This is a genomic window from Amycolatopsis sp. NPDC051102, assembly GCF_040682815.1.
Classification (GTDB): Bacteria; Actinomycetota; Actinomycetes; order Mycobacteriales; family Pseudonocardiaceae; genus Amycolatopsis.
Genome location: NZ_JBFBBT010000016.1, coordinates 46221 through 67559, shown reverse-complemented (window position 1 = coordinate 67559; position 21339 = coordinate 46221). Strand labels below are relative to the sequence as shown.

The 21339-nt window shown below is 72.4% G+C and carries 22 protein-coding genes; 15 read left to right on the top strand and 7 right to left on the bottom strand.

The window, feature by feature from the left end:
• Positions 1-8: 8 nt before the first annotated feature.
• Positions 9-983: an alpha/beta hydrolase family protein gene (locus tag AB0M93_RS33860; RefSeq protein WP_364281238.1), complete on the top strand. Its 975-nt coding sequence runs from the start codon at positions 9-11 to the stop codon at positions 981-983.
• A 29-nt stretch (positions 984-1012) separates the two neighbouring features.
• The gene (locus tag AB0M93_RS33855) at positions 1013-2221 is read left to right on the top strand and encodes a lipase family protein (protein ID WP_364281235.1); all 1209 of its coding nucleotides are present in this window, start codon (positions 1013-1015) and stop codon (positions 2219-2221) included.
• A gap of 55 nt (positions 2222-2276) precedes the next feature.
• Here AB0M93_RS33855 and AB0M93_RS33850 read toward each other — a convergent pair whose 3' ends face one another.
• Both AB0M93_RS33850 and AB0M93_RS33845 read right to left on the bottom strand, forming a co-directional pair.
• A complete protein-coding gene (locus AB0M93_RS33850; RefSeq protein ID WP_364281232.1) occupies positions 2277-2936 on the bottom strand; it encodes a cutinase family protein in 660 nt (219 codons plus the stop codon).
• A 179-nt stretch (positions 2937-3115) separates the two neighbouring features.
• Positions 3116-3793, bottom strand: a complete 678-nt coding sequence (locus tag AB0M93_RS33845) for a TetR/AcrR family transcriptional regulator (protein ID WP_364281229.1) — start codon at positions 3791-3793, stop codon at positions 3116-3118.
• Positions 3794-3934: 141 nt separating this feature from the next.
• Here AB0M93_RS33845 and AB0M93_RS33840 point away from each other — a divergent pair, with 141 nt between their 5' ends.
• The 8 genes from AB0M93_RS33840 (at position 3935) to fgd (ending at position 11221) form a co-directional block, all read left to right on the top strand.
• The gene (locus AB0M93_RS33840; protein ID WP_364281226.1) at positions 3935-5128 is read left to right on the top strand and encodes a helix-turn-helix domain-containing protein; all 1194 of its coding nucleotides are present in this window, start codon (positions 3935-3937) and stop codon (positions 5126-5128) included.
• A gap of 78 nt (positions 5129-5206) precedes the next feature.
• Positions 5207-5971, top strand: coding sequence for an SDR family oxidoreductase (locus AB0M93_RS33835; RefSeq protein ID WP_364281223.1), 765 nt, complete (start codon positions 5207-5209; stop codon positions 5969-5971).
• Complete coding sequence (locus AB0M93_RS33830) at positions 5968-6837, top strand: SDR family oxidoreductase (protein WP_364281220.1); 870 nt, start codon at positions 5968-5970, stop codon at positions 6835-6837. Before AB0M93_RS33835 ends, AB0M93_RS33830 begins: the two co-directional genes overlap by 4 nt.
• Positions 6837-7577: an enoyl-CoA hydratase family protein gene (locus AB0M93_RS33825; RefSeq protein ID WP_364281217.1), complete on the top strand. Its 741-nt coding sequence runs from the start codon at positions 6837-6839 to the stop codon at positions 7575-7577. The genes AB0M93_RS33830 and AB0M93_RS33825 overlap by 1 nt, the downstream gene beginning before the upstream one ends.
• Positions 7567-8430: a CoA-transferase gene (locus AB0M93_RS33820; RefSeq protein WP_364281214.1), complete on the top strand. Its 864-nt coding sequence runs from the start codon at positions 7567-7569 to the stop codon at positions 8428-8430. The genes AB0M93_RS33825 and AB0M93_RS33820 overlap by 11 nt, the downstream gene beginning before the upstream one ends.
• Positions 8427-9158 carry a CoA-transferase gene (locus AB0M93_RS33815; protein WP_364281211.1) on the top strand — a complete coding sequence of 244 codons (732 nt, stop codon included), beginning with the start codon at positions 8427-8429 and terminating at the stop codon, positions 9156-9158. The genes AB0M93_RS33820 and AB0M93_RS33815 overlap by 4 nt, the downstream gene beginning before the upstream one ends.
• A complete protein-coding gene (locus tag AB0M93_RS33810) occupies positions 9155-10210 on the top strand; it encodes a nitronate monooxygenase (RefSeq protein ID WP_364281208.1) in 1056 nt (351 codons plus the stop codon). The genes AB0M93_RS33815 and AB0M93_RS33810 overlap by 4 nt, the downstream gene beginning before the upstream one ends.
• Before the next feature lie 6 nt (positions 10211-10216).
• A complete protein-coding gene (fgd, locus tag AB0M93_RS33805; RefSeq protein ID WP_364281205.1) occupies positions 10217-11221 on the top strand; it encodes a glucose-6-phosphate dehydrogenase (coenzyme-F420) in 1005 nt (334 codons plus the stop codon).
• Positions 11222-11275: 54 nt separating this feature from the next.
• Here the strand turns inward: fgd and AB0M93_RS33800 are convergent, their stop codons facing one another.
• From AB0M93_RS33800 to AB0M93_RS33790, 3 genes are read right to left on the bottom strand one after another with little or no spacing between them, the layout of a single operon-like run.
• Positions 11276-12430, bottom strand: coding sequence for an acetyl-CoA C-acetyltransferase (locus AB0M93_RS33800; protein ID WP_364281202.1), 1155 nt, complete (start codon positions 12428-12430; stop codon positions 11276-11278).
• Between the two features lie 8 nt (positions 12431-12438).
• Positions 12439-13200 (bottom strand): SDR family oxidoreductase, encoded by a 762-nt coding sequence (locus AB0M93_RS33795; protein ID WP_364281200.1) that lies wholly within the window; start codon positions 13198-13200, stop codon positions 12439-12441.
• Positions 13197-14342, bottom strand: a complete 1146-nt coding sequence (locus tag AB0M93_RS33790) for an acyl-CoA dehydrogenase family protein (RefSeq protein ID WP_364281197.1) — start codon at positions 14340-14342, stop codon at positions 13197-13199. The genes AB0M93_RS33795 and AB0M93_RS33790 overlap by 4 nt, the downstream gene beginning before the upstream one ends.
• Positions 14343-14424: 82 nt before the next feature.
• Here AB0M93_RS33790 and AB0M93_RS33785 point away from each other — a divergent pair, with 82 nt between their 5' ends.
• The 5 genes from AB0M93_RS33785 to AB0M93_RS33765 are packed head-to-tail and all read left to right on the top strand — an operon-like array spanning position 14425 to position 19898.
• The gene (locus AB0M93_RS33785) at positions 14425-15957 is read left to right on the top strand and encodes a FadD3 family acyl-CoA ligase (RefSeq protein WP_364281194.1); all 1533 of its coding nucleotides are present in this window, start codon (positions 14425-14427) and stop codon (positions 15955-15957) included.
• Entirely contained in the window at positions 15954-16799 is an 846-nt protein-coding gene (locus tag AB0M93_RS33780) for an enoyl-CoA hydratase (protein WP_364281191.1), read from the top strand. The genes AB0M93_RS33785 and AB0M93_RS33780 overlap by 4 nt, the downstream gene beginning before the upstream one ends.
• On the top strand, positions 16799-17929 hold the full coding sequence (locus tag AB0M93_RS33775) for an acyl-CoA dehydrogenase family protein (protein ID WP_364281188.1): 1131 nt from the start codon (positions 16799-16801) through the stop codon (positions 17927-17929). The genes AB0M93_RS33780 and AB0M93_RS33775 overlap by 1 nt, the downstream gene beginning before the upstream one ends.
• Complete coding sequence (locus tag AB0M93_RS33770) at positions 17926-18843, top strand: acyl-CoA dehydrogenase family protein (protein WP_364281186.1); 918 nt, start codon at positions 17926-17928, stop codon at positions 18841-18843. Before AB0M93_RS33775 ends, AB0M93_RS33770 begins: the two co-directional genes overlap by 4 nt.
• The gene (locus tag AB0M93_RS33765) at positions 18840-19898 is read left to right on the top strand and encodes an acyl-CoA dehydrogenase family protein (protein WP_364281183.1); all 1059 of its coding nucleotides are present in this window, start codon (positions 18840-18842) and stop codon (positions 19896-19898) included. Before AB0M93_RS33770 ends, AB0M93_RS33765 begins: the two co-directional genes overlap by 4 nt.
• Here the strand turns inward: AB0M93_RS33765 and AB0M93_RS33760 are convergent.
• Entirely contained in the window at positions 19888-20640 is a 753-nt protein-coding gene (locus tag AB0M93_RS33760; RefSeq protein ID WP_364281180.1) for a sigma-70 family RNA polymerase sigma factor, read from the bottom strand. The two genes, AB0M93_RS33765 and AB0M93_RS33760, sit on opposite strands and share 11 nt — an antisense overlap.
• A gap of 259 nt (positions 20641-20899) precedes the next feature.
• A complete protein-coding gene (locus tag AB0M93_RS33755) occupies positions 20900-21319 on the bottom strand; it encodes a VOC family protein (RefSeq protein WP_364281178.1) in 420 nt (139 codons plus the stop codon).
• Positions 21320-21339 lie beyond the last annotated feature (20 nt).

Here is a 21339-nt window from a genome sequence, read left to right as displayed (position 1 = left end):
GAGCCCCCATGAAGCGGATCGTCCTGCTGGCGCTGTCCGTCGTCCTGCTGGTCGCCGGGGCCGGCGTGACGCCCGCCCAGGCGAGCCCGGCCGTGGCCGACGACGGCGCGAAAGTCGTCCAGGAGACCTGGCTGGACGCCCGGACCGCCGACCTGCAGATCAGCTCGCCCGCACTGGGCACCACCGGGATGGTCCGGGTGATCGTGCCCGCCGGCTGGGCCGCGCAGCCCACGCGGACCTGGCCGGTGCTGTACCTGCTGCACGGCTGCTGCGAGCCGGTCGACTACCAGTCGTGGGACCGGTTCACCGACGTCAAGGCGTTCACCGCGGCCAAGGACGCGCTGGTCGTGATGCCGACGGACGGCCCGGCGGGGATGTACACGAAGTGGTGGAACTTCGGCCTCAAGAACACTCCCGACTGGGACACCTTCCACACCGCCGAAGTCCGCCAGATCATCGAACGCGGGTACCGCGGCGGGACGCGGCGGGCGATCGCCGGGCTGTCGATCGGCGGCTACGGCGCGATGGCCTACGCGTTCAAGCACCCCGGGATGTTCGGCGCGGCCGCCTCCTACAGCGGCGTCCCCAACACGCTCTACCCGGGGATCCCGGTGTGGATCATCGGCATCCTGGCCCGGGCCGGCATCTTCAACTACCTGAACCTCTGGGGCGACTCCTTCGGGATGCAGCCGATCTGGTCGGCGAGCAACCCCTACGACCACGTCGACCGGCTGCGCGGCACCGCGCTCTACATCTCCTGCGGCAACGGGCAGACCGGGCCGCTGGATCCGCCGGGGCAGTCCGACGTCCTGGAGCCCTCGGCGCTGCTGTCCTCCCGCAGTTTCACCGACCGGCTGCAGGCGGCCGGCATCCCGGCGACCGTCGACTACTACGGGCCCGGCACGCACAGCTGGCCGTACTGGCAGCGGGCCCTGCACCAGTCGTGGCCGGTCCTGGCCGGCGCGCTCGGCCTCCCGGCCTGAGCGGATTCCCTTTCCCGATGGAGGTTGTGGTGAAGCACGCCCGTGTCCGCGCCGTCGTTTCGGCGCTCCTGACCTGCTTCCTGGTGGCGCTGGGCGTCGCGGCGGCGAGCCCGCCCGCCGGCGCGGCACCCCTGCTGCCCGGGCCGTTCGACGACTCGTTCTACACCCCGCCGTCGCCGCTGCCGGCCGGGAAACCGGGTGACGTCATCCGCTGGCGGCCCGCGGTGCCGCTGCTGAACGCGCTCAACGCCGACGCCTGGCAGGTCATGTACCTGTCGACGAACGCGCTCGGGAACCCGGACGCGGTGACGGGGACGATCCTCGTGCCGAAGGGCGTGGACCCGGCCGGGGCGCCGATCGTCGGCTACGCCGTCGGCACGCAGGGCCCGGCGTTCAAGTGCACCGCGTCCAAGGCGATGGAACGCGGCACGCTCTACGACCAGCCCGCCATCAACGACTCGCTGTCCAGTGGCTACGCGGTCGCGGTGACCGACTACGAGGGCTACTCGCCCTCGACCGTGCCCACCTACATCACCGGGCAGTCCATGGGGCCGGCCGTGATCGACTCGGTGCGGGCGGCGCAGGACCTTCCGTCGGCCCGGCTTTCCAAGAGCGCCAAGGTGATCTTCCAGGGCTACTCCCAAGGCGGCGGCGGTTCGATGTGGGCGGCCGAGAAGCAGCCCGCCTACGCGCCCGAGCTGAACGTCGTCGGCGTCGTCGCGGGCGGTGTCCCGGCCGACCTGACCGAGGTCGCCAAGGGCCTCGACGGGTACATCGGCTTCGGGTTCCTGGCCTTCGCCGCGGTCGGGCTCGACGCCGCGTACCCGGACCTGAAGCTCGACTCGTTCCTCAACGACACCGGCCGGCAGCAGCTGGCGGACGCGAAGAAGAACGCGTGCACGGCGGAGCTGCTGCTGAACTATTCGTTCAAGAAGATCAGCGACTACACGACGACCAATCCGCTGGGCACGCCGCAGTGGCAGGCGCGGCTGGCGCAGAACAAGCTGGGCGCCCACCCGCCGCGGGTGCCGGTGTTCCAGTACCACGCGAGCACCGACGAGATCGTCAACACCCCGCAGGCGGAGACGCTGCACCGGGCGTACTGCGCGGCCGGGGTGCGTGAGCAGTGGACGACCTACGTCGCCGAACACGCCAGCGGAATCCTGGCCGGGAACGCCGACGCGCACCAGTGGATCGTGAAGCGGTTCAACGGCGAATCCGCACCCTCGAACTGCTGAGGGAACCGGTGAAGGGCCGCACCGAGGGGAATCTTCGGTGCGGCCCGTCCCGGGATCAGACCTTGCTCGCGACGAACGCGGCCGCGTCGCTCGCCTGGTTGCCGTAGCTGAGGTGGGCCAGGATGTTGGTGCCGCCGAACTGGCAGATCGGGTCGCCGAGGGCGCAGTAGTCCTTGGTACGGCTGGAATAGGTGCCGGTGACCGAGCGGCCGATCGCGCGGATCGGGTTGCCGAACAGCACGATGGCCGCGATCCGGGGCGCCAGGTCCGCCGGGATGGTGGCCACGATCGGGCCGCCGACGACCGCGCCGTCGCTGCTGATGCCGATCGAGTTGTCGACGACGTTGGCGCCCTGGGAGTAGCCGGCCAGGACGAACCGCTGCGCCGGGCAGGCCGCGGCCTGGGAGCGCACGTGGTTGACCAGGTCGGTGTTGCCGCGCTGCACCGACGCCGGCTCGCCGAGGTCGGCCGGGTAGTCGACGCGGTAGCTGCTCACCGACCGCGGGCGCAGCCGGTTCTGCACGGCCTGGAAGACCGGGTCGCCGACGATGAGGCCCAGCGTGCCGGGTTCGCCCGTGCCGCGGGCCACCGCCACGTCGATGTCGGTGCACGGCGCGGCCGACGCCGTCGGCGCGGCCGCCACGGTGAGCCCGGCGACGGCGAAGCCGACCGCGGCGGCGGCGGAAAGCAGGCGGTTCTGGGGGACGCGAATCATCACTGATCACACCTCGTTGTGGGAAAAAGGGGTCGGCAAGCGCTTTCCGTCCAGGCGGAGAATTGCGGACGGCGCTTGCGGTTATCGCAGCGTCGCAGCGCTTGCCGACCCCGGCAAGAGGTGTTTCCGATCCGGGCCGGTAATTGTCCGGCCGGTGACAAAGAGTCCGGTGTGGACGCTCAGGTGACGCACTGCCCGGCGCGCTGCGGGCGGTCGACGACCTCCAGCAGCGCGGGGTCGAGGCCGCGCAGCGCGGCCATCACGAACCCGGTCGCCAGTTCGCCCGCGGCGATCGGGTCGAGCCCGGGGGAGTGGGAGACGTGCATGGCGGCCCGGCCGACGAGGCCCACCATCATCGCGGCGAGCAGCTCGGCGCTCGGGCCGACCGGCCGGCCGCGGGCGGTCAGGTGGTCGCGGATCTGGCCGAGCACGAGCGTGGCGATGGTGTCGGCCAGCGCGCGGCGCTCGTTCGACATCTCGTCGACGGCCGAGTCGAACAGCAGCCGGAAACTCTCGGGGTGGGCGCCCGCGTAGCCGAACATGGCCATCACCGACCGCCGGACGCGGTCCTCCAGCGGGGCCGGGTCCGTCGTTTCGTACGCCTGGATCACCCAGGCGCGCAACGCGGCGGCTTCCCGGCTGACGGTGGCGCGGAAAAGGGCCGCTTTGTCCCCGAAATGCGCGTAGAGCGTCGGCTTGGTGGAATCGGCGCGCTCCGCGATCAGCCCCATCGTGGCCTGCGCGTACCCCCGTTCGGCGAACACCGCGCGGGCAGCGTCGAGCAGTTGGTCGTCGGTGGGCCGGGCGGCCGGGCTGCGGCGCGTGCTTGATCGATCAGGAGGGCTGGGCCGGCTCATGGAGGTGTACTGTACGGTCCCCCTGCTTTACTGTCAGGTAAAGCACGCTCCGTGATATCCGGGGCTTCGCCCCGGGCCGGGGGCTCCGCCACCCGGACCCCCGAAGGAGTTGCGATCGCCGTCCCCGGTGGAGGAACCCTGGTGTCCCGCGACAGTGCTCGGCAACGCGTCCCGGCTCCCCGGGACGCCGGCGAAGAGGTTCTCCGGAGAAAAGAGCTCGCCGCGCTGATGCGTCCGGCGTTGCCGGCGCTGGCCGACGGGATCGTCCGCGAGGTGCTGCGGGCGGTCCCGGTCTACGCCCGGCCGGGCGACGGCGCCTACGGCCGCGTGACCCGGGACGGCGTCGAGTGCGCCGTCGCGCTCTTCGTCGACCTCGTCGAAGATCCGCAAGCCTCGCGCGAGCGGCTGTTCGAGACGTGCCGCCGGCTCGGCGCCGGCGAGGCGCGCGAAGGCCGGAGCCTCGACGACCTGCAGGCGGCCTACCGCGTGGGCACCCGGGTCGGCTGGCGCTGGATCATGCGGCTGGGCCGGCGGCACCGGCTCTCGTCGGCGGTCATGGCGCAGCTGGCCGAGATGCTGTTCGGCTACGCCGACGAGCTCGCGCGGGTGTCGAGCCGGGGCCACCGCGAAGCGCGGGCGGAGATCGAGGGCACCCGGGCCGGGCTGCGCCGGCGGCTGCTGCGGCTCTTGACCGGCCCGGGCGCCGTTCCGGACGCGGTCCTCGCCGAGCTCGCGTCGGCGGCGGGCTGGGCGGTGCCCCGCGAGGTGGTGGCGGTCGCCGCCGAACGGGCGATCGGCACCGCGTGGGGGCCCGACGCCCTCGCCGACCTCGATCCGCCGCAGCCGTACCTGCTGCTGCCCGCCCCGGTGGACGCCAAGACCCTGACCCGGCTCGGCACGCGCGTCGCGGTCGGGCCGCCGGTGGACCTCGGCGCGGCGGCGCACTCCCTGCGCTGGGCCCGCACGGCGCTGCGGCTGGTCGCGGACGGGGCGCTCCCGGACGCGCCCGTCACGTGGTGCACCGACCACCTGACCGACCTGTGGCTGCTGTCCGACGCGCCCCTGGCCGAGCAGGTGGCCCTCCGGCAGCTGGCCCCGCTGGAGCAGTTCCCGGACCGCACCCGCCGCCGGCTCGGCGAGACCCTGCTGTCGTGGCTGCAGCACGGCGGGAACTCCGAGAAGATCGCGGTGGACCTTTCCGTCCACCCCCAGACGGTCCGCTACCGCGTGCGCCAGCTGAAGCAGGTCTTCGGCGACCGCCTCGACGACCCGGACGCGCGGTTCGCCATGCAGGCCGCGCTGCGGGCGTCCGGCTTCCGCTCGCCCGGAGCGTGACCGCCACCTGACCCGGCGGGCCGCCGCTTGTCCCAAGCGAGAACATGTTCTAGTTTTGGGGCGGAAGGTGGTGTGCCGGTGAAGACCGATCTCGGGTTGACCGGCGCCGTGGTGCTGGTCACCGGTGGCGTCCGGGGTGTGGGCAGGGGGATCAGCACGGTGTTCCTGGCCCAGGGCGCGCACGTCGTCACCTGCGCGCGGCACGAGGCCGCGACCGAGGCGGAGTTCGTCCGGTGCGACGTGCGCGAAGAAGAACAGGTTTCGGCTCTGATCGGCGGGATCGTCGAGCGGCACGGCCGCCTGGACGTGGTGGTGAACAACGCGGGCGGGGCGCCATACGTGCCGGCGGCGGAGGCGTCGCCGCGATTGCACGAGAAGGTGGTGCAGCTGAACCTGCTCGCGCCGTTGCTGGTGGCGCAGCACGCGAACGCGGTGATGCAGCGCCAGGACGGCGGCGGCTCGATCGTGATGATCTCCAGCGTCAGCGGGACCCGCCCGTCGCCCGGAACGGCCGCCTACGGCGCCGCGAAAGCCGGGCTCGACAACCTCACGGCCAGCCTCGCGGTCGAGTGGGCGCCGAAGGTGCGGGTCAACGCCCTCGACGTCGGGATGGTGCGGACCGAGCAGTCCCACCTGCACTACGGCAGCGAAGCCGCGGTCGAGGCGGTGGGGAAGACGGTGCCGCTGGGACGGCTGGCCGAGCCCGAGGAAATCGGGGCGTGCGCTGCGTTCTTGGCCTCCTCACTGGCTTCCTACGTGTCAGGAGCGACCTTGCGGGTGCACGGCGGGGGAGAGGTGCCGGCCTTCCTGGCCGCGGCGGACGTCAATCGGGAGGATTCGTGAGCGGGTTGTGCCAGGGGCGCGTGGTCGTCGTGACGGGCGCGGGGCGGGGGATCGGGCGGGCGCACGCGCTGGCGTTCGCGGCCGAGGGCGCGTCGGTGGTGGTGAACGACGTGGACGCCGACGCGGCCGCGGAAGTCGTCGAGGCGGTCGGCGGGCAGGCGGTGGCGAACACCTCCGACGTGGCCGATTGGGCCGGGTCGAAGGAGCTGATCGACACCGCGGTGGAGCACTTCGGCCGGCTGGACGTGCTGGTCAACAACGCGGGGTTCCTCCGGGACCGGATGCTGGTCAACCTCGGCGAGGACGAGTGGGACGCCGTCGTGCGCGTGCACCTCAAAGGGCATTTCGCCCCGCTGCGGCACGCGGCCGAGTACTGGCGAGCCGAAGCGAAGGCCGGGCGGACGCCGAGCGCGCGGGTGATCAACACCAGCTCCGGAGCAGGGCTTCTCGGCAGCGTCGGACAGGGGAACTACTCGGCCGCGAAGGCCGGAATCGCCGGCCTGACCGTCGTGGCGGCCGCGGAACTCGCGCGCTACGGCGTCACGGTGAACGCGATCGCCCCGGCCGCGCGGACCCGGATGACCGAAGGAGTGTTCGCGTCGATGGCGCGGCCGGACACCGGCTTCGACGCGATGGCGCCGGAGAACGTCTCGCCGCTGGTCGTCTGGCTGGGCAGCGAGGAGTCCGCCCACGTCACCGGCCGCGTCTTCGAGGTCGAGGGCGGCAAGGTGTCCCTGGCGCAGGCGTGGCGGCACGGCCCGGCCGTGGACAAGGGCGAGCGGTGGGACCCGGCCGAGCTCGGCCCGGTGGTGAAGGACCTGCTCGAGCGCGCGCCCGAGCCCGAACCCGTGTACGGAGCGAGCTGATGGGCATCCTGACCAAACGCGACGGCCACGTCGAGCTCGTCACGGTCGACTTCCCGCCGGTGAACGCCTTGCCGGTGCAGGGCTGGTTCGACCTGGCCGACGCCCTCACGCAGGCGGGCCGCGACCCGGACGTCCACGTCGTGGTGCTGCGCGCGGAAGGCCGGGGGTTCAACGCGGGCGTCGACATCAAGGAGATCCAGCGCAGCGAGGGCTACGACGCGCTGGTCGGTGCGAACCGGGGCTGTTACGCGGCTTTCGGCGCGGTCTACGACTGCGCGGTGCCGGTGGTCGCGGCGGTGCACGGCTTCTGCCTCGGTGGCGGCATCGGCCTGGTCGGCAACGCCGACGTGATCGTCGCCTCGGAAGACGCGACGTTCGGGGTGCCGGAGGTCGAGCGGGGTGCGCTGGGTGCGGCGACGCACCTGGCGCGGCTGGTGCCGCAGCACCTGATGCGCACGCTGTACTTCACCGCCCGCAAGATCACCGCCGCCGAACTGCACACCCACGGCTCGGTCTACCGGGTCGTGCCCCGGGCGGAGCTGGACGAGGCGGCGATGGACGTCGCCCGGGACATCGCGAAGAAGGACCCACGGGTCATCCGGGCGGCGAAAGAGGCGCTGAACGGCATCGACACCCAGCAGGTGCACCGCAGCTACCGGTTCGAGCAGGGGTTCACCTTCGAGCTGAACCTGCTCGGCGCGTCCGACGAAGCCCGCGAGGAGTTCTTGAATGGCCGATAAGCGCACGACCGCCGACGACGTGGCGGCCGAGCTGAAGGACGGCATGACGATCGGGATCGGCGGCTGGGGCTCGCGGCGCAAGCCGATGGCGCTGGTCCGGGCGATCCTGCGCACCCCGGTGAAGGACCTCACCGTCGTTTCCTACGGCGGCCCGGACGTCGGGCTGCTGTGCGCGGCGGGGAAGGTGAAACGGGTCGTGTTCGGGTTCGTCACCCTCGATTCGATCCCGTACGACCCGTGGTTCGGCCGCGCCCGGGAGACCGGGGCGATCGAAGTGACCGAGTACGACGAGGGCATGTTCGGCACGGCGTTGTCGGCGGCGATGCAGCGGCTGCCGTTCCTGCCGACGCGGGCGGGCCTGGGCTCGGAAGTGATGCGCGCCAACCCGGAACTGCGGACCGTGCGCTCGCCCTACGACGACGGCGAGGAGCTGGTGGCGGTCCCCGCGCAGCACCTGGACGTGGCGCTGGTGCACCTCAACCGCGCGGACGCCCGCGGCAACGCCCAGTACCTCGGCCCGGACCCGTACTTCGACGAGCTGTTCGGCCTCGCCGCGGACAATTGCTTCGTGTCGGCCGAGAAGGTCGTCGAGACGGCGGAGCTGACGGCGGCCGGGCCGGTGCAGTCGCTGCTGCTCACCCGCGGAGCCGTCGACGGGGTCGTGGAAGCACCGCGCGGCGCGCACTTCACGACGGCGGTGCCCGACTACGGCCGCGACGAGCGGTTCCAGCGGCACTACGCGGCCTGCGCGAAGGACCTCGACGCGTGGCCCGGGTTCGCGGACCGGTTCCTGTCGGGGGACGAACGCAGTTATCTGTCCGAAGTGGACAAGTTCGGGACGGAGGCGGCATGAGCGTGACCCGGGCCGAGATCGCCGTGGTGGCGGTGGCCGAGCTGTTCCGCGGCGACGGCGAGATCGTGGTCAGCCCGATGGGCCTGATCCCGCAGCTGGGCGCCAAACTGGCACGGCTGACGTTCGAGCCGGACCTGCTGATGTCCGACGGCGAGGCGTACCTGCTGACGCCGGACGGCGTGGTCGAAGGCTGGCAGCCGTTCCGCAAGATGCTGGACACGATCGTCCCGCACGGGCGGCGGCACGTCGTCATGGGCGCCAACCAGATCGACCGGTACGGCAACCAGAACATCTCCGCCATCGGCGACCACGCCCGGCCGAAGAAGCAGCTGCTGGGCGTGCGCGGCGCGCCGGGCAACACGATCAACCACCGCACGAGCTACTGGGTTCCGCGGCACTCCGCCCGGGTGTTCGTGGACACGGTGGACGTCGTGTCGGGCGTCGGCTACGACAACGCGGCCAAGGCCGGGCCGTCGGCGCAGAAGTTCCACGACGTCCACCGGGTCGTGTCCAACCTCGGGGTGTTCGACTTCGGCGGCCCGGACCACGCGATGCGCGCGGTGTCGCTGCACCCGGGCGTCACCCGCGACGAAGTCGCCGCGGCGACGGCGTTCGACATCGACTTCACCGGCGCCGGGACCAGCCGCGAACCGGACGCGGCCGAGCTGCGGCTCATCCGCGAGGCCGTCGACCCGAAAGGCCTGCGGGACAAGGAAGTGCCGGCGTGAAGACCGCACTCACCCGGCTGGCCGGCGTCGACCACCCGGTCGTGCAGACCGGGATGGGCTGGGTGGCCGGGCCGCGGCTGGTCTCGGCGACCGCGGAAGCCGGCGCCCTCGGCATCCTCGCCTCCGCCACGATGACCTACGGCGAGCTCGAAGCGGCCATCACCGAGGTCAAGAAGCGGACGGACAAGCCGTTCGGCGTGAACCTGCGCGCCGACGCCGTCGACGCCGGTGACCGCGCCGACCTGCTCATCCGCGAGGGCGTCAAGGTGGCGTCGTTCGCGCTCGCGCCGCGGAAGGAGATGATCGCGAAGCTGCGTGACCACGGTGTCGTCGTGATCCCGTCGGTCGGCGCCGCCCGGCACGCGGAGAAGGTCGCCGCCTGGGGCGCGGACGCCGTCATCGTCCAGGGCGGCGAAGGCGGCGGGCACACCGGGGGCGTGGCCACCACGCTGCTGCTGCCCTCGGTGCTGGACGCCGTCGACATCCCGGTCGTCGCGGCCGGCGGCTTCTTCGACGGCCGCGGGCTCGCCGCCGCGCTGGCCTACGGCGCCGCGGGCGTCGCGATGGGCACCCGGTTCCTGCTCAGCAAGGAGAGCACGGTCCCCGACGAGGTCAAGCGCCTCTACCTGGACCAGGGACTCACCGGGACCGTCGTCACCCGGCGCGTCGACGGCCTGCCGCACCGCGTGCTGCGCACCGAGCTCGTCGACAAGCTCGAACGCACCGGCCGGCTCCGCGGGCTGGCCCAGGCCGCCCGCAACGCCCTGCGCTTTCGGAATATCACCGGCCTGTCCCCGGTTGCGATGGTGCGAGAAGGCCTTGCGATGAAGCACGGCAACGATCTGACGTGGAGCCAGCTGGTCATGGCGGCCAACACCCCGATGCTGTTGCGGGCGGGGCTGGTCGACGGCCGGACGGACGCGGGAGTGCTAGCGTCGGGACAGGTGGTGGGCATGATCCATGACCTGCCCACGGTGGCGCAGATCGTCGAGGGCGCCGTGGCCGAGGCGGGTGAGATCCTGCGGCGGCTCGGCCGGCAAACGGGAGGATGAGAGAGCGTGGCGTTGAAGGTCGGTTACAAGGCGTCGGCGGAGCAGTTCGGGCCGCGGGACCTGGTCGAGTACGCCGTGCGCGCCGAAGACGTCGGTCTCGACTCGGTGTGGGTGTCCGACCACTTCCTGCCCTGGCGGCACGAAGGCGGCCACGCACCGTGGGCGCTGGCCTGGATGCCGGCGGTCGCCGAGCGCACGAAGCGGGTGCAGATCGGCACGAGCGTGCTGACCCCGACGTTCCGGTACAACCCGGCGGTGATCGCCCAGGCGTTCGCGACGATGTCGCTGCTCTCGGGCGGCCGCGTGATCCTCGGGGTCGGGTCCGGCGAGGCGCTGAACGAGATCGCCGTCTCCGGGCGGGAGTGGCCGGAGTTCAAGGAGCGCTTCGCCCGGCTGCGCGAGTCGATCAAGCTCATCCGCGAGCTGTGGACCAGCGACAACGTCAACTTCAAGGGCGACTACTACGAGCTGGTGGACGCCAAGATCTACGACCGGCCGGAGCAGCCGGTGCCGGTGTACGTCGCCGCCGGTGGCCCGGTGGTGGCCAAGTACGCGGGCCGCGCGGGTGACGGGTTCATCTGCACCTCCGGCAAGGGCATGGAGCTCTACACCGACAAGCTGATGCCGGCGGTCAAGGAAGGCGTGGAGGCGGCCGGGAAGACCGTCGAGGACGTCGACCGGACGATCGAGATCAAGCTGTCCTACGACCGCGACCACGAGAAGGCGCTGGAGAACACCCGGTTCTGGGCGCCGCTGTCGCTGTCGGCGGAGCAGAAGCACAGCGTCTCCTCGGCCGAGGAGATGGAACGGCTGGCCGACGAGCTGCCGATCGAGCAGGTCGCCAAGCGCTGGATCGTGGCCTCCGACCCGGACGAGGCCGTGGCGCAGATCAAGCCGTATCTGGACGCCGGCCTGAACCACCTGGTCTTCCACGGCCCCGGTCACGACCAGGAGCGGTTCCTGACCCAGTTCAGTGAGGACGTGCTCCCGAAGCTGCGCGCCCTCGGCTGATCATCGGCGCAGGTTGTCGTGAGTGGTAAGGCGAGTTCTAACTCGCCTTACCACTCACGACAACCGTTCGATGATGGTGACGTTGGCGGTGCCGCCGCCTTCGCACATCGTCTGCAGCCCGTAACGCCCGCCGCGGCGCTCCAGCTCGTGCAGGAGCGTCGCCAGGAGCTTGGTGCCGGTGGCCCCGATCGGGTGGCCGAGGGCGATCCCGCCCCCGTTCACGTTCACCCGGTCGGGGTCGGCCCCGGTTTCGTCCAGCCACGCCAGGACGACGCTCGCGAAGGCCTCGTTCACCTCGAACAGGTCGATGTCGTCGACGGTGAGCCCGGCGTTGCGCAGCGCGTGCGCCGTCGCCGGGATCGGGCCGGTCAGCATCCACACCGGGTCCGCCGCGCGCACCGACAGGTGGTGGATGCGGGCCCGGGGTGTCAGGCCGTGTTCTTCGACGAACGATGCGGACGCCAGCAGGGCCGCGCTCGCGCCGTCGGAGATCTGGCTGGCCACCGCCGCCGTCAGCCGCGACCCCTCGCCCAGCGGTTTCAGGCCGCGCATCCGCTCCAGGCCGGTGTCCCGGCGGGGCCCCTCGTCGTGCCGGAACTGCTCGACCGGGACGATCTCCGCGTCGAACCGCCCTTCGTCGATGGCGGCGACGGCCCGCTGGTGGCTGCGCAGCGCGTACTCCTCCATGGCCGCGCGGCTGATGTCCCAGTGCTCGGCGATCATGTCGGCGCTGCGGAACTGCGAGATCTCGACGCTGCCGTAGCGCTCCTGCCAGCCCTTCGAACCGGAGAACGGGTCGTCGAAGCCGTACTCGCGCCCGGCCAGCATCGCGGCGCTGATCGGGATCCGGCTCATGTTCTGCACACCGCCGGCCAGCACCAGGTCCTGCGTGCCGGACATGACGGCCTGGGCGGCGAAGTGCACGGCCTGCTGGCTCGACCCGCACTGCCGATCGATCGTCACGCCGGGCACGTGGTCGGGGAAGCCGGCCGCCAGCCACGCGGTGCGGGCGATGTTCCCGGCCTGGGGGCCGAGGGTGTCGGTGCAGCCGAAGATGACGTCGTCGACGAAGCCGGGGTCGACCCGGGCGCGTTCGACGACCGCCTTGATGACGTGCGCGCCCAGGTCGGCGGAGTGCCACCCGGACAGCGCGCCGCCGCGCCGCCCCACGGGCGTGCGGACCGCGTCGAGGAGGAAGGCTTCGGGCACAGGGGCTCCTAGGGGTGCTGGCTGCTGACGGAGACGACTTCGCCGGTGAGGTAGCTCGCGTAGTCGCTGGCGAGGAAGACCATGACGTTGGCGACCTCCCACGGCTCGGCGGCGCGGCCGAAGGCTTCGCGTTTGGTGAGGTCTTCGAGCAGTTCGTCGCTGGTGACCTTGGCGAGGAACGGGTGCATGGCGAGGCTGGGGGCGACGGCGTTGATCCGGACGCCGTGCTCGGCGGCGTCGAGGGCCGAGCAGCGGGTCAGGGCCATCACGCCCGCCTTCGCCGCCGCGTAGTGCGCTTGGCCGGCTTGGGCGCGCCAGCCGATCACCGAGGCGTTGTTGACGATCGCGCCGCCGCCGCCTTGGGCGACGAACTGGCGCAGGGCCGCGCGGGTGCAGCGGAAGGTCCCGGTGAGGGTGATGTCGAGAACCTTCGCCCACTCCTCGTCGGCCATGTCCAGGACGGACTTCGTGCCGCCGAGCCCGGCGTTGTTGATCATCACGTCGAGGCGTCCGAAGTGGTCCACCGCGCCGTCGACGAGGGCCTGGACCTGGTCCTCCTGGGTGACGTCGCAGGGGAGGGCGTGGACGTCGCCGAGTTCGGCGGCCTTCTCCTTCAGGCGCCGCTCGTGCCAGTCACTGATGACGACGTTCGCGCCTTCTTCGAGACAGCGTTTCGCGACGGCGGACCCGATGCCGGTGCCCGCGGCCGCGGTGACGACGACGACTTTGCCGGCGAGCAGGTCGTGGCCGGGCGGGTACTGGGGGATCACGGGCGGGCCTCCCGGGGCAGGCCGAGGACGCGCTCGGCGATGATGGTGCGTTCGATTTCGTCGGAGCCGCCGTAGATGGTGTCGGCGCGGGTGAACAGGAACAGCCGCTGCCACTCGTCCAGTTCGCTGCCGTCGGAGGCGAGGGACCGCGCACCCCGGGCCCGCATGGCCAGTTCGCCCAGCCCGCGGTGCCACTGCGCCCACAGCAGCTTCCCGACGGCGACTTCGGGTCCGGCGGCCTGGCCGAGCGTCCGCAGGGCGTGGGCCCGCAGGACGCGCAGGCCGATGCGGGCGCGGGCGAGGTCGGCGCGCAGCAGCGGGTCGTCGTAGGTGCCGAGCCGCTGGGCTTCGGCGGTGATGTCGTCGAGTTCGCGGCGGAACCCGATCTGCTGGCCGAGGGTGGAGACGCCGCGTTCGAAGCCGAGGGTGGCCATGGCGATCTTCCAGCCCTCACCGGGTTCGCCGACGACGTGGCCGGCGGGGGTGCGGGCGTCGTCGAAGAAGACTTCGTTGAACTCGGAGGTGCCGGTCAGCTGCTGGATCGGCCGGATGGTGACGCCGTCCTGGCGAAGGGGAACCAGCAGGTACGACAGGCCGTGGTGGCGCTGCGAGCCGGGTTCGGTCCTGGCGACGACGAAACACCAGTCGGCCACGTGGGCCAGCGACGTCCAGATCTTCTGGCCGTTGATCACCCACTCGCCGTCGCGGAGCACTGCCGACGTCGAGACGGCGGCGAGGTCGGACCCGGCGCCGGGCTCGGAGTAGCCCTGGCACCACAGTTCTTCGACGGCGACGATCCTGGGCAGGAACCGCTGTTGCTGTTCCGGGGTGCCGAAGGCGATCAACGTCGGGCCGAGCAGCTGCTCACCGATGTGGTTGACCCGGGCCGGCGCACCGGAGGCGGCGTATTCCTCGTGGAAGGCGACCTGGTCGGCCAGGGACAGGCCGCGGCCGCCGTGCTCGGCCGGCCAGCCCACGCACGTCCAGCCCGCCGCGGCCAGGTGCCGCTCCCAGGCCAGGCGCAGCTCGAACTCCTCGTGCTCCCGCCCCGGCCCGCCCAGGCCGCGCAGCCGCGCGAACTCGCCGGTCAGGTTGTCCGCGAGCCAGCCCGCGACCTCGCGGCGCAGTCGCGTCGGTTCCACGCACGCCTCCTTGCTCACCCGCCGGTCCGGCACCTAGGGTAATGAGAACACGTTCTACTTTGCCGGTCCAGAGGAGGGTGTGGTGGGACAGACCACGATCCCGGCCGTCGTCCGCGACGCCGCCGCGAAGTTCGGGTCCGCCGAGGCGCTGGTCGACGGGCCCGTGCGGCTCGGATACGACCAGCTTCTGGAACGTGTTCGAACCGTCGCGCGGGCCTTCGCCGCGTGCGGCGTCCAGGCGGGGGACCGGGTCGCGATCGCGCTGCCCAACACCCACCACTGGGTCACCGCGGCGCTGGGCGCCCTCTACGCGGGTGCCACCCTGATCCCGGTCAACACCCGCTTCACCGCCACCGAGACCGTGGACCTGCTCGTCCGCGGCCGGGCCCGGGCCCTCGTCGTGGCCGCGGACTTCCTCGGCACCGACCGCCACGCCGCGATCCGGGCGACCGGCGCCGACCTCCCGGACCTCGGCACCGTCGTCCGGGTGCCGCTGGAGCAGCCCCACCAGCCGGTGGAGGGCACACTGGGCTGGGCCGAGTTCCTGGACCGGGCCTCGGAGGTGCCGCCGGACGACGCCGAGGCCCGGGCGGACGCCGTGCGGCCCGACGACGTCAGCGACATCCTGTTCACCTCGGGCACCAGCGGCCGCTCGAAGGGTGTGCTGTCGGCCCACCGCCAGTCCGTCGACGTCGCCGCGGCGTGGGCGGACTGCGGCCGGGTCACCGACGGCGACCGGTACCTGGTGATCAACCCGTTCTTCCACAGCTTCGGCTACAAGGCCGGGATCCTGGTCTGCCTGCTGACCGGCGCGACGATCGTGCCGCAGGCGGTGTTCGACGTGCGCGCGGCCCTCAAGGCGATCGAGCGGGAACGGATCTCCGTGCTGCCGGGCGCGCCGACGGTCTTCACGTCCCTGCTGCACGAGCCGCGCAAGGGCGACCTGTCGTCGCTGCGGCTCGCGGTGACCGGCGCGGCCACGGTACCCGCCTCGCTCGTGCGCCGGATGCGGGCCGAGCTCGGATTCGAAACCGTCCTGACCGCCTACGGCCTCACCGAAGCCGTGGTCGTGACGATGTGCCGGCCCGGCGACAGCGCGGAACTCGTCGCGAGCACGTCGGGCCGGGCGACCGCGGGCTTCGAGGTGGCGATCCAGGGCTCGCCGGGGGAGATCGTGCTCCGCGGGCCGAACGTGATGCTCGGGTACCTCGACGACCCCGAAGCCACCGCGAAGGCCGTCGACGAGCAGGGGTGGCTGCACACCGGCGACGTCGGCGAGCTCGACGCCGCCGGCAACCTCACCATCACCGGCCGGCTCAAGGACATGTACATCTGCGGCGGGTTCAACGTCTACCCGGCCGAGGTCGAGCACGCCCTGACCGAACTGGCGGGCGTCCGCGACGCCGCGGTGATCGGCGTCCCGGACGAGCGGCTCGGCGAGGTCGGCAAGGCGTTCGTCGTCGGCACCGGGCTGACCGGGGAGGCGGTGCTCGCCTTCTGCCGCGAACGGCTGGCCAACTACAAGACCCCGCGGTTCGTCGAGTTCCTGGACGAGCTGCCCCGCAACGCTTCCGGCAAGGTGCTGAAGCGGCTGCTGAGCGAGGAGAAGGCATGAGTGAACCGGTGGTCCGCTCGGAGCGGCGCGGGCCGGTCGCGGTGGTGACGATGAACCGCCCGGAGTACCGCAACGCCCAGAACTCGGCGATGACCTACTCCCTCGACGACGCCTTCACGGCCGCGGTGGACGACCCCGAGGTGAAGGTGATCGTCCTGGCCGGGGCGGGGAAGCACTTCTCCGCGGGGCACGACATCGGCACGCCGGGGCGTGACGTGGACGTCACCTTCGACCGGCGCGCGGTGCTGTGGTGGGACCACGTCGACCGGGCCGGCGGTGACCAGCGGTTCGCCCGCGAGTCGGAGGTGTACCTCGGGATGTGCCGCCGGTGGCGGGAGATCCCGAAGCCGATGATCGCGAGCGTGCAGGGTGCGTGCATCGCGGGCGGCCTGATGCTGGCCTGGGTGTGCGACCTGATCGTGGCTTCAGACGACGCGTTCTTCGCCGATCCGGTGGTGCGGATGGGGATCCCGGGCGTCGAGTACTTCGCGCACCCCTGGGTGCTCGGCCCCCGCGCGGCGAAGGAGGTGCTGTTCACCGGTGAGCGGTTCAGCGCCGCGCAGGCGAAGGAATGGGGGATGCTCAACCGGATCGTCCCGCGCGCGGAACTCGAGCAGCACACCCTCGAACTGGCGGAGAAGATCGCGGGGATGCCGCAGTTCGGGCTGGCGCTGGCGAAGAAGGCGGTCAACCAGGCCGAGGACCTGATGGGCCTGCGGTCCGGAATGGACTCGGTGTTCGGGCTGCACCACCTGGCCCACGCCCACAACGCGGAGACGTCGGAAGATTCGCTCGGCGGGCAGTCCGCGCGGTCGATGCGCGATGCGAACAAGGGGACGTGATGGACCTCGACATCGACGAAGCCTCCGCCGCCTTCCGCGAAGAGGCCCGGGACTGGCTCGCCTCGCACGTCCGTTCGCTGCCGTCGATGGACACCGCGGAAGGGTTCCGGGCGCACCGCGAGTGGGAGGCCGAACTGGCGGAAGCGCGCTGGTCGGTCGTGTCGTGGCCGGCCGAGTACCACGGCCGGGACGCGTCGATGCTGCAGTGGCTGTTGTTCGAGGAGGAGTACTACGCCTCGGGGGCGCCGGGCAGGGTGTCGCAGAACGGCATCTTCATGCTCGCGCCCACGTTGTTCGCGCACGGCACGCCGGAGCAGCGTGACCGGATCCTGCCCGCGATGGCCACCGGCGAACAGGTGTGGGCGCAGGCGTGGTCGGAGCCGGAGGCCGGCAGCGATATCGCGGCGTTGCGCAGCACGGCGGTCCGCACCGACGGCGGCTGGCTGCTGTCCGGGCAGAAGACCTGGAGTTCCCGGGCTTCCTTCGCCGATCGGGCGTTCGGGCTGTTCCGCACCGACCCGGACGCCCAACGCCACCACGGCCTCACCTACTTCATGGTCGACTTGCGGGCCGAGGGCGTCACCGTGCGGCCGATCCCGCAGCTGGACGGCGAGCCCGGGTTCGCGGAGATCTTCCTCGACGACGTCTTCGTGCCGGATACGGACGTGATCGGCGAACCGGGTCAGGGCTGGCGAGTGGCGATGACGACGGCGAACAACGAGCGTGGCCTGTCCTTGCGCAGCCCGGGCCGGTTCCTCGCCGCGGCCGACCGCCTGGTGGATCTCTGGCGGGACAACGGCGAGTCACCGTCCACAAGGGACCGGGTGGCGGACGCCTGGATCGGGGCGCGGGCGTACCAGCTCTACACGTTCGGCACCGTGAGCCGGCTGCAGGAGGGCGGCGAGCTGGGCCCGGAGTCCAGCGTCAACAAGCTCTTCTGGTCGCACCTGGACGTCGAACTGCACGAAACCGCGCTCGACGTCCTGGGCCCGGCAGCGGAGACGGACCCGGAGTGGGTGGACGGCTACCTGTTCTCCCTCGCCGGCCCGATCTACGGCGGCACCGACCAGATCCAGCGGAACACGATCGCCGAACGGCTGCTGAAGCTCCCGAGGGAGGCCCGCCGATGAGGTTCCAGCTCTCGCCGGAGCACCGGCAGTTCGCCGCGACGCTGCACGAGCTGCTGGGCGGGGCGGACACCGCCACCGCCGCCCGGGCCTGGGCGGCGGGGGAGCACGACCGCGGCCTCAAGCTCTGGCGCGCGCTCGCCGACGTCGGGGTCTTCGCGCTGCTGGTGGACGAGGCCCACGGCGGCCTCGGCGCTTCGCCGGTCGACCTGGTGGTCGCCTGCGAAGCCCTCGGCTACCACGCCGTGCCGGGCCCGCTCGTCGAGTCGGCGGCCGTCGCCCCGGCGCTGCTCACCGGCCACCGGCTCACCGCCCTAGCCGAAGGCGACCTCCTGGCCACCGTCGCCGCCCCGCCGGAAGTCCCGCTGGCGCTGGACGCCGACGTCGCGGGCGTGGTGCTGGACCTCACCGGCGCGGAACTCACCGGAGCCGGAACCGAGCCGGTGCGCTCGATCGATCCGCCGCGGCGGCTGTTCCGGGTGCCCGGCGCGCGGGCGGCGCAGGGCCGCGCGTTCGACCTCGGCGTGCTGGCCGTGGCGGCCCAGCTGCTCGGGGCCGGGCAGTGGCTGCTGGACACGTCGGTGGCGTACGCGCGGCAGCGCCGCCAGTACGGCCGGGCCATCGGCGAGTACCAGGCGGTCAAGCACCTGCTCGCCGACGTCGTCACCCGGCTCGAACTCGCCCGCCCGCTCCTCCACGGCGCCGCGGTGGCCGGGCAGACCTTCCCCCGCGACGTCTCCGCGGCGAAGGTCATGGCCGCCGACGCCGCGTACTTGGCCGCGCGGACCGCGCTGCAGGTGCACGGCGCCATCGGCTACACCGCCGAACACGACCTCGGGCTCCGGCTGACGAAGGTGCGGGCGCTGGCCGGAGCCTGGGGGACCGGGACGTTCCACCGGGCGCGGGTGCTGCGATGAGCGATCCCCTGGACACCGATCCCCTGGACACCGAGGAAGCCCGGGCGCTGCGGGACGCGGTGCGGGCGCTGCTCACCCGCCGGTCGGGCCCCGAGGCGGTGCGGGCCGCGATGGCGTCGCCGCTGGGCTACGACGACAAGCTGTGGTCGACGCTCTGCGAGCAGATCGGCGTCGCCGCACTGGCGATCCCGGAACACTACGGCGGCGCGGGCGCCGGCCTCGCCGAGGTGTGCGTCGTGCTGGCCGAACTCGGCCGGACGCTGACCCCCGCCCCGATGCTGGGCTCGGCGGTCCTGTGCGGCGAGGCGCTCCTGCGCACGGGCAACGACGAAGCCTGCGAACGGCTGCTGCCGGGCATCGCCGCGGGAACGACCGTGGCCGCCCTGGCCTGGTCCGGCGCCGACGGCCGGTGGACGCCGGCCCTGACGGCGTCGGCCACGGGACTCGACGGCCGGGCGCACTACGTCCTGGACGGCGACACCGCCGACGTCCTGCTCGCCGTCGCCCGCACGGACGACGGCTTCGGCCTGTTCGAAGTCCCCCTCGACGGCGTCCGCCGGGAACGCGCGACGACCCTGGACCCGACGCGGCGGCTCGCGGTCGTCGAGTGCGCGTCGACGCCCGCCCGGCGTCTCGACGCCGGCGGGTACGCCTCGCAGGTGGGTCTGCTGCACGACACGGCGGTGGTCGCCGTCGCGGCCGAGCAGACCGGAGCGGCCGCGCGGGCGCTGGAACTGACGGTCGAGTACACGAAGCAACGCCGTCAGTTCGGCCGTGCGATCGGGTCGTTCCAGGCGCTGAAGCACCGGATGGCCGACGTGCACGTCCACGTCGAAGCAGCCCGCTCGGCGTTGTACGCGGCTCTCGTGGACGGCGACGCCGAAGCCGTCCTGACCGCGAAAGTCGTGTGCGGCGAGGCGTTCGCGCACGCGGCGGCGGAGATGATCCAGCTCCACGGCGGCATCGCGATCACCTGGGAGCACGACGCCCACCTGTACTTCAAGCGCGCCCACGGCACGGCCCTGCTCTTCGGCGACGCGGAACTCAGCCGGTGAGCCGCGCCGCCGAGCCGGGCAGCTCGCGGTTCGCTTCGTCCAGGCCCCGCGCGACCGCCCGGCACGCGCGGCAGCCGGCGATGTGGCCGGCGATGGCGTCCGCCCGCCGCGGCGGCAGCGCACCGCGGACCCACGCCCCCATGCGCCGCCGGGGTTCGCGGCAGTCCGGCTCCTCCGCGTCCGGCACCTGGACCTGCAGGTAGGCCTGCCGCAGCCCCTCGCGCGCCCGCATCGCCAGCGCCGCCACGCTGTTGGGCGACAGCCCCAGCAGCGGCGCGACCTCCGTCGGCGTGCCGCCCTCGGCCGCGGTCTGCCACAGGACGGTCCGCCACCGCCCGGGCAGCGTGCAGTAGGCCGACCACACCAGCCGGACGTTCGACCGGTACAGGGCCAGTTCGTCGGCCCCGCCGGTGCCTTGACCGGAGTCGGGGACGGTGGCCCGCAGCTCCACCCGGTTGCGCTGGCTGCTCCACCGCGACACCAGGTGGCGCATCGTCACGACCAGGTAGGGCCGAAGATCGCCGTGCGGGCCGCTGCCCGCGCGCACCACCGCCAGCACCCGCGCGAAGGTCTCGGCCACCAGGTCGTCGCGCTCGGCGGGCTGCCGCACCCACGCCCCGGCGGCCCGCCGCAGCGGCTCGGCGTGCCGCCGGAAGAGAAGCCCGGCGGCCTCGAGATCACCGGCGCGAAGCGCGGCGAGCAACACGGCGTCGGGCGGCTCGTCGTCGTCGGCTGGCTGCATGGCGCTCTCCCAGGCTCGGCACTCTCCGTCATCTCTGATTACCCCAAAGTGAGCGGGATAGTGCCGCCGGCGCAGGCGCGACCCGATCGGGTGCGCGGCCGAGGCGGTGACCAGCGCTTTCACCGCGACGCAGGCTTCAGGCGGGAGCGGACTCGTGCGCCCGGACCCGTGGCGTCGGGCAGTTCACCGGCTTCGAGGGACTACGGCCGGCTGGGCCGGCACCGGCTTGGGTGAGGTGGTGCGCCACCTCAAACGCACCTCACACCGCGAAGACCTGTGAGTCGTCGGCGAACGCCTTGAACTCCAGGGCGTTGCCGGCCGGGTCGAGCAGGAACATGGTCCACTGCTCGCCCGGCTGCCCCTCGAACCGGACGTAGGGCTCGATCACGAACCGCGTGCGCGCCGTGCGCAAGCGGTCGGCGAGAGCGTGGAACTCCGGGACCGGCAGGATCAGGCCGAAGTGCGGCACCGGGACGTCGTGGCCGTCGACCGGGTTGTGGATGCGCTCCGGGCGCGCCGGGGCCAGGTGCGTCACGAACTGGTGGCCGTGCAGGTTCCAGTCGATCCACGTCTCGGCGCTCCGGCCCTGGGCGAGGCCGAGCACTTCGCCGTAGAAGCGGCGCGCGGCGGCCAGGTCGTCCACCGGCATCGCCAGGTGGAAGCGGGGGATGGTCGTCATCGGATTCCCTTCGCCGAGGC